The organism is Methanothrix thermoacetophila PT, assembly GCF_000014945.1.
Taxonomy (GTDB): domain Archaea; phylum Halobacteriota; class Methanosarcinia; order Methanotrichales; family Methanotrichaceae; genus Methanothrix_B; species Methanothrix_B thermoacetophila.
The window spans coordinates 1,359,831-1,373,896 of record NC_008553.1; the positions used below are offsets into that span (position 1 = coordinate 1,359,831).

Annotated in this window: 11 protein-coding genes; 10 read left to right on the forward strand and 1 reads right to left on the reverse strand. The window is 53.4% G+C overall.

The genetic code is table 11. The annotated features are described in order from the left end of the window. The first annotated feature begins 150 nt into the window (after positions 1-150). The 8 genes from MTHE_RS06560 (at position 151) to MTHE_RS06595 (ending at position 9,857) form a co-directional block, all read left to right on the forward strand. Positions 151-1,470: a phosphoglucomutase gene (locus MTHE_RS06560; RefSeq protein ID WP_175265883.1), complete on the forward strand. Its 1,320-nt coding sequence runs from the start codon at positions 151-153 to the stop codon at positions 1,468-1,470. Further along, entirely contained in the window at positions 1,467-2,378 is a 912-nt protein-coding gene (aglJ, locus tag MTHE_RS06565) for an S-layer glycoprotein N-glycosyltransferase AglJ (protein ID WP_011696430.1), read from the forward strand. The genes MTHE_RS06560 and aglJ overlap by 4 nt, the downstream gene beginning before the upstream one ends. A 9-nt stretch (positions 2,379-2,387) precedes the next feature. Continuing rightward, positions 2,388-3,758 carry a hypothetical protein gene (locus MTHE_RS06570; RefSeq protein ID WP_011696431.1) on the forward strand — a complete coding sequence of 457 codons (1,371 nt, stop codon included), beginning with the start codon at positions 2,388-2,390 and terminating at the stop codon, positions 3,756-3,758. Positions 3,759-4,114: 356 nt separating this feature from the next. Then, positions 4,115-4,597, forward strand: a complete 483-nt coding sequence (locus MTHE_RS06575; RefSeq protein ID WP_011696432.1) for a flavodoxin family protein — start codon at positions 4,115-4,117, stop codon at positions 4,595-4,597. Between the two features lie 169 nt (positions 4,598-4,766). Next, positions 4,767-5,675 (forward strand): ribose 1,5-bisphosphate isomerase, encoded by a 909-nt coding sequence (locus MTHE_RS06580; RefSeq protein ID WP_011696433.1) that lies wholly within the window; start codon positions 4,767-4,769, stop codon positions 5,673-5,675. Between the two features lie 138 nt (positions 5,676-5,813). Continuing rightward, entirely contained in the window at positions 5,814-6,860 is a 1,047-nt protein-coding gene (gene hisC, locus MTHE_RS06585) for a histidinol-phosphate transaminase (protein WP_011696434.1), read from the forward strand. A 272-nt stretch (positions 6,861-7,132) separates the two neighbouring features. Continuing rightward, the gene (gene nrdD, locus MTHE_RS06590; protein ID WP_175265884.1) at positions 7,133-9,409 is read left to right on the forward strand and encodes an anaerobic ribonucleoside-triphosphate reductase; all 2,277 of its coding nucleotides are present in this window, start codon (positions 7,133-7,135) and stop codon (positions 9,407-9,409) included. A gap of 271 nt (positions 9,410-9,680) precedes the next feature. Beyond that, positions 9,681-9,857 carry a 4Fe-4S binding protein gene (locus tag MTHE_RS06595; protein ID WP_011696436.1) on the forward strand — a complete coding sequence of 59 codons (177 nt, stop codon included), beginning with the start codon at positions 9,681-9,683 and terminating at the stop codon, positions 9,855-9,857. Between the two features lie 278 nt (positions 9,858-10,135). Here MTHE_RS06595 and MTHE_RS06600 read toward each other — a convergent pair whose 3' ends face one another. Further along, the gene (locus tag MTHE_RS06600) at positions 10,136-11,368 is read right to left on the reverse strand and encodes a proteasome-activating nucleotidase (RefSeq protein ID WP_175265885.1); all 1,233 of its coding nucleotides are present in this window, start codon (positions 11,366-11,368) and stop codon (positions 10,136-10,138) included. Between the two features lie 587 nt (positions 11,369-11,955). Between MTHE_RS06600 and MTHE_RS06605 the strand changes: the two genes are divergently transcribed. Together MTHE_RS06605 and MTHE_RS06610 are read left to right on the forward strand one after the other, a co-directional pair. Then, entirely contained in the window at positions 11,956-12,816 is an 861-nt protein-coding gene (locus MTHE_RS06605; RefSeq protein ID WP_011696438.1) for a methanogenesis marker 8 protein, read from the forward strand. A 237-nt stretch (positions 12,817-13,053) separates the two neighbouring features. Then, positions 13,054-13,944 carry a class I SAM-dependent methyltransferase gene (locus MTHE_RS06610; RefSeq protein WP_011696439.1) on the forward strand — a complete coding sequence of 297 codons (891 nt, stop codon included), beginning with the start codon at positions 13,054-13,056 and terminating at the stop codon, positions 13,942-13,944. Positions 13,945-14,066: the final 122 nt, after the last annotated feature.

Genomic DNA, 14,066 nt, shown 5'->3' on the forward strand with positions numbered 1-14,066 from the left:
TTCAGGAGCTTCAAAGGTTGTTCGACATTGCTGTTCCAATTGCATATTTCCCATAGACCCAGCAGATTTGATGTATGGCACTCTCTGCTCTCCAGGCCCACTGGTGTGTCTCTCGAAAACTATTTTTGACCTCGTCTATCACAGCATCACATGATCTTCAGAGCATATGATGTCAGGGGTATCTATGGAGATGAGCTGACAGAGGACGTTGCCATGCGCGTCGGTGCCGCTTTTGGCACATACCTTTCAGGAGGGGCGATATCCCTGGGGCGCGACACCAGGACGAGTGGCCCCTCTTTGGAGAGGGCGTTTCTGGAAGGTGTTCTCAGGACGGGCGTGGATGTCCATAGTTACGGCGTGATACCGATACCGATTCTGGGCTACATCACCATGAAGATGGGCAGAAGGGCTGCAGCATACATATCCGCCTCTCACAACCCACCTGAGTACAACGGCATACGCTTCAGAACAGGAGATGGCTACGGCATGCTTTACAGGGATGCTGGAATTGTGGATATCTACATGAGCGGCGAGTTCAGGTCTGGAAACGGAAGCGTCACGGTGGAGAATGCCGACAGGGCTATTCTGGAGTACGGGGATTATGCAGCAGAGAAGGTAAAGACAACCAGAGATCTCAGGGTTGTGCTCGACACGGGCAACGGCTCTGCATGCGGTATAGCTCCCATCTACACCAGAGCAGGCATCGAGGTGGAGCTACTGAACGCGACCATGGACGGAAGGTTCCCAGGAAGAGGGGCGGCGCCGACATCCGAATCGCTGAGAGAGGCAGCGGAGAGGGTTGTCAGCACAGGCGCTGACTTTGGGGTGGGTTTTGATCCAGATGCAGACCGAGGGATGGTGATCGATGATAAAGGAAGAGTTCTCCCACCTGAAAAGATCGCGATAATTATCGCAAGAAGGCGTTACAAACCGGGAGATCTGGTCATCGCAGGCTTTGATTGCTCAATGATACTGGAGCGCGAGCTCGAGCGCGATGGGATAAGAGTAGAGCGCGAGAGGGTTGGGGATGTGTTCGTCGCCAACAGGGTCAAAGAATCGGGGGCTGTTCTCGGCGTCGAGAGAAGCGGTCATTTCTTCATTCCTGAATTCCAGTACTCAGATGATCCCTTCGCAATGAGCCTGGCGCTCGCCGAGATCGTATCTGAGGAGAAACTCTCCGAAATGGCGGACGAGATACCCGATTATCCGTACCTCCAGAGAAGCATAAGACTGAAGGAGAACATCGATATTCAGTCCCTGATGGATAAACTCCTGGAGGAGCTCGCGGATCTCGAGCCCGACACCACCGATGGCATAAAGGTGATGAGTGAGGGGTGGAGCGTTTTAATAAGACCCTCGAATACAGAGCCACTGATCCGGATCTATGTGGAGAGCGTTAAGGATGATGTGGAGAAGATAGCAGGTATATACGAGAACAAGATCCTGAGCACAATGAGGAGCGGGAATTGAAGAGAGATGATGTTTGTGTGCTGATACCCACGCTCAACGAGGCGGGATCCATCAGGGAAGTCATAGAGGGCTTCCGCAGCATGGGCTTCCAGGACATTCTGGTGATCGACGGGCACAGCACAGATGGCACTCCAGATCTGGCAAGGGAGGCCGGCGCGAGGGTGATCGTCCAGAGCGGATCCGGGAAGGGACAGGCTCTCCTGGAGGCTTTCGGGCTTATTGACAAAGAGTACATCGTGCTTATAGATGGCGATGGGACGTATCTGCCATCAGAGGTCGACAGGCTGCTCGATCCGCTTATGAGAGGCAGGGCGGATCACGTCATAGGTAACAGGTTCTCCAATCTCAGAGGCGGATCGCTGAAGCGTTTGAACCTGGTGGGGAACTGGCTCATCAACATGCTCTTCGGGATCATCTACGGCGTGAGGCTCAGGGACATACTCTCCGGATACAGGGCATTCACCAGATCTGGTATCTCCAGCCTGGATCTCTCCGTGACGGGCTTCGAGATAGAATCAGAGATAACGATAGAGAGCCTGAAGAAGGGATTGAGGATCGTGGAGGTGCCGATAACGTACCTGCCAAGGGCAGGGGGGACCAGGACCAAGCTCAGCCCGCTCCGCGACGGCCCGAAGATCATGCTCACGATCTACAGGCTCGCCAAGACCCAGAACCCGCTCTTCTACTTCGGGCTGATGGGCGCGATCTTCGGATCTATGGGTTTTCTCCTCGGCCTCTACGTCGTGAGGGACTGGCTCCAGGGTAGGATTGAGCACATACCTCTCACGATACTTACCGCGATACTGATCATAGTCGGGTTCCAGCTCTTCCTCATGGGCATCCAGGGGGATATGATGGCAACGATGCACAGAGAGGTGATGAGGGAGCTCTACAGAAAGAAGCGGTAGGGATATCAGATGGATTTGAAGATGCTCATTCTCCTCTGTTTCATCATCGATTCGTCCCTGGCGCTCCAGGCGCCTGGATTCTCGTTATCCATCGCTATCGAGAACACGACAATTCAGGGGGATGAGGGTAAAGGGGTGTTGACCTCAGAGGCGCCCTGCCTAAGGTTCAATCTCTTCTGGCTCAGGGATGTTGGCGTCGAACCTGAGATCTATCTGGATACATACCAGAATCTCTACAGCGGCAACGGTCTTGTGGTCGAATCCAAGAGCCGCTTCAGCTCCCGAATCAGGGATTTTGATGTGAGAATTCTTGATATCAACTACAGCCTCGCAGGATACAAAGCGAGGAAGACCTTCGCGGTATGGTACTCACCTGTGACAGATCGCACATACATCGCCTCGATGGAGTCGTGCTCTGGCAGCAGAGAGGCACTGCTAAGCATTCTCAGAACGATCTCAGAGACAAACGAGACAAACAGATCCAGGACTCTTGTTGAGAGAAAGAGCCGCAACGACACATGGTCGCTTCTCCTCTCAGATCTCCTTTCGAGCTGGAGGTATGCTGAACCATCACATCTGACCGGTGGTCAGTTCTTGATCCACACGAACTACACAGTCTCTGAGAGTGTGCTTCTCTCATATGATGGCATCGATCTCTCATTCCCTCAGGATCTGTTCATGAGACCTGCTGCTGTATTTTACCTTCTGAGAGATGCTGGCTATACTCCTGTGATACTGCAGAGGCAGGGCAGCGTATGGATCGCTGTGAAGGATGGTGATGAGTGGCAGGCGATCTCGCTCAATCCCCTGAACCCGGACAGAGCGGTTGGCGTCCAGGTCTTCGGGAATGAGTGGTATAGGGGAGTCGTGTACACCGATCCTGAGGAGCTTGCAGCGGCAAATTCGATCGATCTCAGCGTGCCTGTTGATTATATCGTGAGGAGATGTGAGCCGTCTAGGTATGTTCACCTGGAGATGGATGACAGCACAGATCGCAGCGATCTTGAGAGGATCCTGAAGGAACACAGCTACATCTCCAGATACAGTGAGAGCAGGTTCGATTGCTCCAATGCATCACAGGTCTGCTGGTCGTTTTTGAAAGGATTAGGCTATGATGCTTATCTGATGGTGGGGGCAAAGGATCATCCGCTCGGCGAGCACATGTGGGTTGTGGTCAGGATGAAGAATGGGTACATAGCAATAGAGTGCGCGGAGGTGGGAAGCGCCCAGAACTTTATAAAACTCGGCTCGATCAAGAGCGATTCGGATTATTACAGAGGCGTGATGTACAACTCGAGCGTCCATTACTCGCTTCTGAATCCTACGGAGGGCATGTGGCTGGAGCCCGGCGATGAGAGGATACGGTCCTGGATGAGCTGAAAGCCAGCCGATCAGCCAGGCTCATCCAGTTGATGGAGAGAAGAGTATCCCCAATCCCTTAAAAGCGCAGCTCAATCAAGATCTTCGATGATTCGCGAACACTGGTTATAGGGGATCCATTTCTATCTACATCGCCTTTCCCCTCATATGAATTTCATGCTCAGTTCATTATATTTGTTCTGAGACCGAGCATCGCTGATATTCTTCTGCAGATTGGCGAACTACACAATGTTAATTAAAAATATAATGTATTTCTACTTCTGCTTATGTATAGATTCTTCCACAAACGTTTACATGCTGCACAATGGGGGAAAGTTAAGTATGATGAATGCAAACAATCAATGCGGAGGAATATCATGGCTAGGATACTGGTCGCGTACTACTCCCGCACGGGCAATACGGAGAAGATGGCGAGAGCTGTTGCTGAGGGTGCGAAGGATGCTGGAGCGGATGTCGATCTCAAGAGGGTCGAGGATGTTGAGCCCGATGATCTCAAGTCGGCTGATGGAATAGTGATTGGCTCACCCACATACTACGGGCTGATGTCAGCAGAGGTGAAGCAGCTCTTCGACAGAAGCGCGAAGGTGAGAGGGAAGCTGGAGAACAAGATCGGCGCTGCCTTCACCTCGTCTGCAAGCATCGAGGGGGGGAATCAGACAACTCTTCTATCCATAATTCAGGCGATGATGATACACGGGATGGTGGTTGCAGGGGATCCAATGGAGACAGGAGGGCATTATGGAGCCATAGCCATTGGATCTCCTGATGATAATTCCCTGAGGACATGCAGGAAGCTTGGTGAGAGGGTCGCGATGCTGGCTGAGAAGATATGTAGATAAGAAATGTGATGATCTCGCTGGCTCTGCATCTCTAATAGATCCGGTTAAGAATCACGCGTCTCCGAACCCAAAAGCAGTGAGGTACAATTTCTGGCTTCAGCTCTTTATTCGGACATTCCCCTTTGACACATCGCAACATAGATCTCCAGAGGATGTGTTGCATCATATCATGATAGAGGATACTGCAGAGAAGATCAGGAGCATGGAGATCAGGGGCGCAGGGCTCATCGCACGTGCCGCAGCAGCTGCGCTGAGGGATTTCGTTTTAACTCTGGATGTCTCGAGTCTGGACGAGTTCGATTCGGCACTGAAGAAGGCTGCGGACACGCTTCTCAGGACCAGGCCAACGGCCGTCTCTCTATCAAATGCAGTGCGGATGGTTGCAAGGTACCGTTCGGAGGATCTCGAGTCAGCAAGAAGAGAGGTTGTGGCAAACGCCGAGCGGTTCATAGAGAGTTCCCTGAAGGCGGTGGAGAGGATCGGCGAGATCGGAAGCAGGAGGGTCAGGGATGGGGATGTGATACTGACCCACTGCAACTCGAGCGCGGCCCTGGCAGTCATCGAGCGCGCTCACAGGGATGGAAAGAGAATAGAAGTCATCGCAACCGAGTCTAGGCCCAGGTATCAGGGGCATCTGACAATAAAAAGGCTTGATGAAGTAGGGATACCAACAGAGCTGATTGTGGATTCTGCGGTCAGAAGCGTTATCGAGGATGTGGATCTCGTTGTTGTTGGCGCGGATGTCGTAACAGCCAACGGCTCGCTCGTCAACAAGATAGGAACATCACAGATCGCGCTCTGCGCACACGAGGCCAGGAAGCCGTTCATGGCGGCAGCCGAGACGTACAAGTTCAGCCCTGATACGCTCATGGGAGAGCTCGTCGAGATTGAGGAGAGGGGGCCTGAGGAGGTTCTGGATGACTATATGAGATACAAGCACCTCCGCGTGAGAAACCCGGCCTTCGATGTAACGCCTCATCAATACATAGATGTGATATGCACCGAGGTCGGAGCCATACCGCCGGAGATGAGCTACATTATAATAAAGGAGTGGCTGGGCTGGGAGATCAGGGCATAATCGCTCCCTACCATAAGATCTTGAAGGGGCGGCAGGCAGTGTTGTGGTGCATATGGTACGTAGAATCCGCTGGATCTGTAATCTGCTGAACCATGGAACCAGAACTGGCATAAAGCATGCACAATAAATCGGAGCATGATGGGCTACAGACACCTCCTTGTGGATGCAGTGCAGAGCGTGAATCCCGACGATCCTGGGATAAGCATAATGGAGATCGAGCGCCTTTACGGCATACCTGCTGAGAGAATCGTCTTTCTCAGCAGGAACGAGAACCCGTACGGTCCGTCTCCTGAGGTTGTAAGGGCCGTGAGCCGGGCAGATCTGAGTAGGTATCCTTCACAGGATGAGTTTCTGAGCGCTGCTGCTGAGTACCTTGGAGTTTCAGAGGATCTCGTGATCGCGGGAGCGGGGCTTGACGGCATAATAGATTCCGTTTCAAGACTCTTTCTGGAGAAGGGCAGATCTGCATTCATACCTGTACCAACATACACGTACTATGAGCTCGCAGCAAGGCTCTGCGGTGCAACGCCCGTGCTCGGCCGCAATCTGAGGGAGATTCCAAAGGATACATCACTCACATTCATCTGCTCACCGAACAACCCCACAGGAGGGTTGATAGATGATGAGCTGCTCCGGGAGGTTCTGGAGGGCACAGACTCCATGGTCTTCCTGGACGAGGCTTACGCCGAGTTCGCGGGTGTGGGCCATGCGGAGTGGGTCGAGAGGTATGAAAATCTCATAGTTGGAAGGACTTTGTCAAAAGCGTTCGGCCTGGCAGGGATCAGAATAGGGTATGCGGTCGCGCCTGAGTGGGTGGCCGAGCAGTACAACAGGGCAGCGCCTGTCTTCGGCATAAGCGCTCCTGCGATAGCCGGCGGCGTGGCAGCTCTGAAAGATCCACACCACATGAAGAGCGCTGTCAAGAGGATCTTGGCTGAGAGGGAACGCGTCGCTGCGCATTTGAGGACGCATCCATCGCATGCAAATTTTCTGTATGTGGAGACGGTGAGGGAGTCGAGCGCGCTAGTCAGGGATCTCCTGAAAGAGGGGATATCGGTAAAGGACTGCTCGGGAATACCGGGTTCCGACAACCACCACATAAGGGTTACCATAGGGACGCCGGAGGAGAATGATGCGTTCCTCGAAGCTTACAGCATGGTGGAGGAGGCTCGAAGCTCGCGATAAACAGACTCAGAAGGTGTGAGATACCACCATACGCATCTGACGCAGACGAAAATAGAGACAGGATGCTTCAGCCCATGATGCTGCGTGGAGCCGCTGCATGCGTGGCGCAAGGTGTTGGAGGCCTGACCCCAGACGATTCCGTAATATCGAGCATCATTTAATAGAAGTATCAAATATAAAACGTTATTTTTATATAACTACTATGAGCGAAACAGTTAAAGAGTGTGCTGTGGATATGCTGATTTTGTTGTCGAAATATATCGTGGGTGGGGATGGTGAACGGTAAAAACAAGCAGCTGACCCTTACGGGTGTTGTTGTCTCCGCGATGCCCAAGGTGCGCACCACAGATGGGCATCTGCTCGACTGGGACAGGAACGCGATAGTGAAGCAGCTTCTCAAGGAGACCAAGCTATCTGAGAATTTTTATAAAATGCCCGCCATAACTGAGGATGAGGCCAGGGAGATCGCGAAGGAGGTGGAGCGCAGGATACGATGGATGAACGTCCGCTACCTCTCAGGGCCCCTCGTCAGGGAGATCGTAAACGTGGTGCTCCTCGAGAGGCATCATCCCGAGTGGCGGAACATATGCACGAGGATAGGCACACCAGTGTACGATGCCCACCTCATCGATATAGGCACAGGGTTTGAGTCGAGGGAGAACGCGAACCTTCAGGACAACGCGGAGACGTCGCACAAGAAGAAGGCAGACAAGATCAGCAAGGAGCAGTACCTCCTGCTTCTTCCCCCGCACCTCTCAGATCACCACATCTCCGGGGACCTCCACATCCACGATCTGGAATACTTCGGCACACGTCCGTTCTGCCAAGATCATGATCTCAGGTACTTCTTCTACTACGGATTGATGCCTGACGGGCGCGGGACCAAGGCATCCGTTGCAGGTCCTGCCAAAAAACCTGAGGTGGCAATCCTCCATGCCGTAAAGGCGCTAGGCAGCGCACAGACGAACTTCGCGGGAGGTCAGGGCTTCTACAACTTCCTGACCTTCGTGGCGCCGTATCTGGAGGGATTGGATTACGAGGAGATCAAGCAGCTCATGCAGATGTTTGTCTACGAGATGACCCAGATGATGGTCGCGCGCGGCGGGCAGCTTGTATTCTCCTCGGTCCAGCTCACGCCCGGAGTGCCAACGATCTGGAAGGACAAGCCGGTCGTCTACAAAGGGAGGATATGGAATGGTGAGCAGGCACCACTGAAGACATACGGCGAGTTCGAGAGGGAGGTGAGGCTCGCCTTCAAGGCGCTGATGGAGGTCATGCTGGAGGGCGATTACTGGGGAAAGCCGTTCAATTTCCCGAAGCCGGAGATAAGCATCGAGCCTGATTTCATGAGGGAAGATGATGAGTTCAACCGTGCACATCCGGATCTGCCGACTTACAGAGATCTGTACATGCTGGCCTTCAAGCTTGCTGCAAAGTACGGCGCTCCATACTTCGACAACCAGCTCCCAGAGTACAGAGGTGCTGGAAAGGGGATATCGTGCTACCAGTGCTGTGCGTATCAGTTCTCCTCCACCTTCCAGAACGACACCGAGTTTGAGGACAAGCTCTACTTCAAGGACGGAAAACACTTCTCGATGGGTTCGTGGCAGGTCGTCTCGCTGAACTGTCCGCGGGCTGCCTACAAGGCGCGCGGGGAGGACGAGCTGCTCTTCGAGTATCTCAGGGAGTTGATGGATGTCTCCGTCGAGATCTTCAAAGTGAAAAGAGACTGGATGGATAAGATCATAGCAAACGGACGGATGCCGTTTGCCACCCAGCGACCCAGGGATCCTCTCACCGGAGAGAGGGGCACAATGGCTGTAGATCTTGATCGGCTCGTCTATACGATAGGAGTAGTGGGGATAAACGAGATGGTCCAGTTCCACACGGGCAAACAGATGCATGAATCAAGGGATGCATGGCGGTTTGCGGTCAGAGCGATGACCGAGATGCAGCTTTATGTTAAAAAGCTGAGCAGGGATCACGGGATGACCATCGCGCTTGCGAGGACTCCTGCTGAGACCACAGCGCAGCGCTTTGCTGTATCGGATTTGCTGCACGATGAATACAGGGAGTGCGCAAAGCGTGTTGTGAAAGGCGATCTTAAAACAGCGCTGGAGAACCTCCACAGGACTAGAGACCTCCCAGTCTACTACACAAATGGCACACATGTGTGTGTGAGTGCGGATATCCCGATCATGGAACGTGCGATGCTGGAGCATGTCTTCTTCCCAATAGTGGATGGGGGTAACATCTTCCACATCTTCTTAGGGGAGAGCGATCCAGATCCAGAATCGCTGATGAACTTCGGGATGAACCTCGCGAAGAACACACAGATCGGCTACTTCGCGTTCACCAGGGATATGACTGTGTGCATGAGCTGCTGCGCGATATCTCCCGGGCTCCAGGAGAAGTGCCCCCGCTGCAACTCCTCTGTGGTGGATCACATAAGCAGGATAACCGGATATCTCCAGGCTGTCAGCGGCTGGAATGCTGCGAAGCAGCAGGAGCTAAGGGACCGGAAGAGGTACAAGCATCTGCTCTCGTAGATGCTGCTCATCAGACCCCCTTAAGTCATATTATCCTACATGGCTCATGTGGTCGAATCGTCGGAGAGGCTAGCTACTGATATCCCGCCCAGCAGCAATCGACTTCGCCTCTTTTACAAGGCTGCAGATCCGCCGAATCGCAAGGATGTGCAGCTTTATCTCGCAGCATTGCTGCGAGCATTGATTGCAAAAGCTGCTGACGAAAGGTATATATCATATCTGCCTACTCCACGATTACTGGCCGATAAAAGGCAAATTGGAGGATTTCGTAATGCCTGCAGTAGTTAACAGAGAGGAATGTGTGAGCTGTGGAACCTGCGTGGAGGAGTGCCCGGAGGAGGCTATCAAACTCGATGACGAGGAGATAGCAGTAGTCGACCCCGAGAAGTGCACAGAGTGCGGCACATGCGTAGAGGCCTGCCCGTCTGAGGCAATCCACATCGAGTAAGGATCTTCCCGCTTTTTTTATTTGTTTCAGGTCGTATACACAGCGATCCTCCATGCTGCGGTTTATCTGATCCAAACGCTTGCAGCGCGTGTGAGGTTTCAGGCAGAGACCCACCCAGAAATCTCCTGGGTGATGGATGTGCGCTACGAAGCGTGACCGGCCCGATCCCAGCGGCGGATCAGCACCATTGCACATGCGTCTAGCATTTGTACAAGTGCAGCACACAACTGTAGATGCTCCTCGAGCATCCTGAAAAATAGATTATAGGGCTCTCAGGATCAGTAGAACATCCTGAGAGACTCGTCTGCCTTCTCTTCCTCACCGAGAACCTTCTTCACAGCCTGTCTGAAGTCCTCCATGGTGACAACGGTGGCCTCTCTCCTTATCGCGTTCATTCCGGCCTCGACCGCAATGGCCTTCAGCTCAGCACCGCTTGCTCCCTCTGTCTGCTTCGCTATGGATGAGAGATCCACATCACCAGCCAGCTTCATCTTCTTCGTGTGGATCTCAAGTATCTTCAGCCTCGCAACCTCGTTGGGCATCGGTATCTCGATGATCCTGTCGAACCTGCCCGGCCGGAGGAGCGCAGGATCCAGGATGTCTATCCTGTTTGTGGCGGCGATGATCTTGACATCACCTCTCTCCCTGAAACCATCCATCTCGGCCAGGAGCTGCATCATCGTCCTGTTGACCTCTGCGCTGCCCGTTGTGCCGTCATGCGTCCTGATGCTCCCCACAGCGTCAATCTCATCGATGAATACTATTGATGGTGCCTTATCTCTTGCCATCTGGAATATATCCCGCACGAGCTGCGCACCCTCTCCGATGAACTTGTGGACCAGCTCGCTTCCCGACATGTGTATGAACGTTGCCCTGGCATGGTGCGCAACAGCCTTGGCGAGGAGCGTTTTCCCTGTGCCGGGGAGCCCGTAGAGGAGGACTCCTCTGGGCGGCTCTATTCCTATGCTGCTGAAGAGCTCCGGCCTTGTCAGCGGAAGCTCAACTGTCTCGCGTATCTCCTGTATCTGAGAGTCGAGACCTCCAACATCATCATACGTCACATTCGGAGCCTCTATCAGCTCCATCATCTTCGCCCTAGCATCCACAGATCTCTCCAGGAGCCTCACTATCGTCAGGGAGTTGTTTATTGCAACCCTGCTGTTCGGCTGCAGCTTCTCCATTATCTCCGGAGGAGCTGTGGTTATGAACTCCTGGTTGTTCCCATGCTGTCTGAGCATGACGTAGTCGTCGCCCACCTCTATCACTGTGGCCAGAAACAGCGGCATGCGCCTCAGCAGAGCGTTCTCCTTCTTAAGACGCTCAAGCTCGCGCAGATACTTCTTGTTGGATATGAGAGACTCGAAGAGCTTCGCTCTGGCCTCCTCGCGCTCCATGCGGAGGGCCTCGGCCTCCTCAGCCAGTGCCCTGTTCTCCCTCTCGAGCGCTGCGATCCTCTTGGTGAACGACTCGATCAGGCTTTCCTGATCCGTCATAGCTGACGATTCACTCATAGTAACGCCTTCGATCTTCAACGATATAAACTCATGCATCCACGCCCAGGATACATTCCGCGAATTTCGTATCGCTCTTATCCATATAATGACTTTCCTGGAAAGACAATGTCCCTGGCAGGCGTTCTTGGAGAATGAATGAGTGCTTCCAGCAACCGGACTACATGTCCTCTAAGTTGCTGAACACACAAGAGCGTTTCATATTTAACATTGATAGAGTTCCGCTCTCATTCCCTGCTGAAAAACAGCGTACTTCTGCCCTTCGACCAGCCTCAACCGTGTAGGGTGGTCTCGACGAGTGGCCAAATGCTCTCCACCACAGCAGCGTTAGAGGCACATATTAGAGGTACATTGGTATGAAAATGGTTCCCGCAAAGGTCCATTTTCATCCACATGGGTGACTTTGGGTCATGGGTGTTTTTTCAGCATTTCGTGTGACATCCGGTGCAGCCATAGAGGACCTGTCAGGATATATAGCCGTGGCCGGAAATCTGGATCTTCTCCTCTTCTATACATCATAAACACCTAATCCTTATTCGGACACGTCCACCATAGATATAAGTGCATTCAAGATCCATGCTTTCTAGATGGTAGAACATCTAGCCGAGATGGCCAAGGCCCTGGTGCGGATCAGGGACGGGAAGCCTGAGGTCCTGACGTCTCCATTGATCAGGTTCTGCCCTCTCAGGAGGGATCTATATGGGATCGACGAGGAGAGCCGCGAGACTGTGGAAGAGGTGATCCGAAGCCACATCGAGGATCTTGGCATGTACAGCTCACAGCGGGTTCTCGAGCTTGCAGAAGATCCGGTGAGCTTCGGCGCCTCGGAGATCCTCATGGATGGTATGGCAGAGGGGCTGGTGGACGCTGCAGTGCTTGTCTGTGATGGCGCCGGCACCGTTGTCATAACCAGGCCGGATGTTCTGCAGGCAATCGGAGCGCACATGACAGGGCTCATCAAGACTGAGCCAATAGCGGAGATCCAGGATGGTCTGGAGCAGAAGGGATGCATCCTTATCGATCGTCACGCGACTATCGATCAGATCAGAGGTTTCGTGACAGCGATCGATGCGGGTTTTGAGCGGGTTGCTGTGACCCTGGCAGGGAGCATGTCCTCTGATGCCAGAGATCTCCGTGCGATAGGTGCAAGATCCGGAAGAAGGCCTTTCATCCTAGCGGTGCACACCACCGGCATAAGCAGTGACGAGGCTGCGGCTCTGGCGGAGACATGCGATATCATCTGGTCCTGCGCATCCAGGGCCGTAAGGGAGGTCGTGGGAGAGAGGGCAGTGCTCCAGATAGGCGTATCGATACCAGTATTCGCCATGACCCAGGAGGGAAAGCGGCTCGTCCTGAACAGAGCGCTGCACTTCAAAGGCGCACTTGTGATCCACAGATCGAGCCTGCCACATCTGCATGCAAATCGTCAGCCGAGACCACTGATCTAGTCAGGAATTGTGCATGATTCTCCGTCTGTATCTGAATCCAACGCTATTATCCAGCGGACAACCTGCATGCAGAGACATCGGTCCGGCAGCGAGCTCCTGACAGATGAATGGGTGCTTCAAGCCGAGGTGCGGAGCCTCCAACCTGCTGAATACAAAAGCGATAACGCTCCGCATTTTGACCGATCCCCAGTGGCTCTGGTGCGAAGGTTCATATCTGCAGGCTCATAGCGTAATGATGTGCTGATCAACAAGATGCTCAATCTCGGAGAGGAGGACTGTGTCTTCCTTGCAGAGGAATCCCTGGAGGATCTCCTCTGGCTGCCGGTCACCAGAAATATCGTGGCTGAGGCGAGTGATTTCGATCGCGCTGTTGCTGTAAACGAGAGATCTCTTGCGCTGTACTCAGAGGCTCAAGACCTATGGATTCTCCTGACAGATCTGTACTCAGAGAGCAGGCCGGTGATGGATCTCATCAAACGCATGGATTGCGAGAGGGTCGATTTAAATGCGGACGCCCTCTTCCAGGCGATCGTGGAGTGCCTCTCGGTATCGCTGATGGAGGGCGTATTCTGCGATAACTGCGAGGAGAGCGGGGTTCCTCACTATCCTGAGGACAGGGTATCCGGACTTGAGCGCATGTTGAAAGTGCTGCTTGAGGACGCGCTGGATGATGGCTCCCGAGTGCTTGAGGTTGGATGCGGAAGCGGCATTGGAACGATGGTTCTCAGGTCGCTTGGGATGAATCCGTGGGCGATGGACATAGACCGATGCGAGGTGTGCCAGGGTCTGAGGGCGGGCGCTCTGGATCCCAGGAGGACGTTCGTGCTTGATGCGAGACTCCTCCCAAGGTTCTTCAGCACGGAGAGCTTCGATGCTGTGATGGGATTCATGGTGGGATTGATAGACGACTCAAACTGGCATATCTGGAGGGACATAATAGTAAAATCGTCATCTCTCGCCAGAAACACCGTCCTGTACACGGTGTACTCAAAGAGGGAGGCTGAGAGGCTCGCAGATCTACTCGCGAATCTCGGCTGGGATGGCAGGATTATCGACAACAGCAGCGCCACTGCTGTGTACGATCAGTGGGTGTACCTGGGATGCAAAGACATCTCTAAATCACAGTGACGGCGTTCTCAACATCCAGGATGGCTTCCTGCACGGCAGCTGCATGATCGTGTGTCTCTGCATTGAGACTCACGCCCGTGAACCCGCTGTCCTTTAGATGGCGTGGAGAGTCTCAGCACACA

What these genes read in the sequence shown, in the direction of transcription:
- MTHE_RS06560 (WP_175265883.1), top strand. Translation starts at nt 151, where the DNA reads ATGATCTTCAGAGCATATGATGTCAGGGGTATCTATGGAGATGAGCTG.
- MTHE_RS06570 (WP_011696431.1), top strand. Translation starts at nt 2,388, where the DNA reads ATGGATTTGAAGATGCTCATTCTCCTCTGTTTCATCATCGATTCGTCC.
- MTHE_RS06575 (WP_011696432.1), top strand. Translation starts at nt 4,115, where the DNA reads ATGGCTAGGATACTGGTCGCGTACTACTCCCGCACGGGCAATACGGAG.
- MTHE_RS06580 (WP_011696433.1), top strand. Translation starts at nt 4,767, where the DNA reads ATGATAGAGGATACTGCAGAGAAGATCAGGAGCATGGAGATCAGGGGC.
- hisC (WP_011696434.1), top strand. Translation starts at nt 5,814, where the DNA reads ATGGGCTACAGACACCTCCTTGTGGATGCAGTGCAGAGCGTGAATCCC.
- nrdD (WP_175265884.1), top strand. Translation starts at nt 7,133, where the DNA reads ATGGTGAACGGTAAAAACAAGCAGCTGACCCTTACGGGTGTTGTTGTC.
- MTHE_RS06595 (WP_011696436.1), top strand. Translation starts at nt 9,681, where the DNA reads ATGCCTGCAGTAGTTAACAGAGAGGAATGTGTGAGCTGTGGAACCTGC.
- MTHE_RS06600 (WP_175265885.1), bottom strand. Translation starts at nt 11,368, where the DNA reads ATGAGTGAATCGTCAGCTATGACGGATCAGGAAAGCCTGATCGAGTCG.
- MTHE_RS06605 (WP_011696438.1), top strand. Translation starts at nt 11,956, where the DNA reads ATGGTAGAACATCTAGCCGAGATGGCCAAGGCCCTGGTGCGGATCAGG.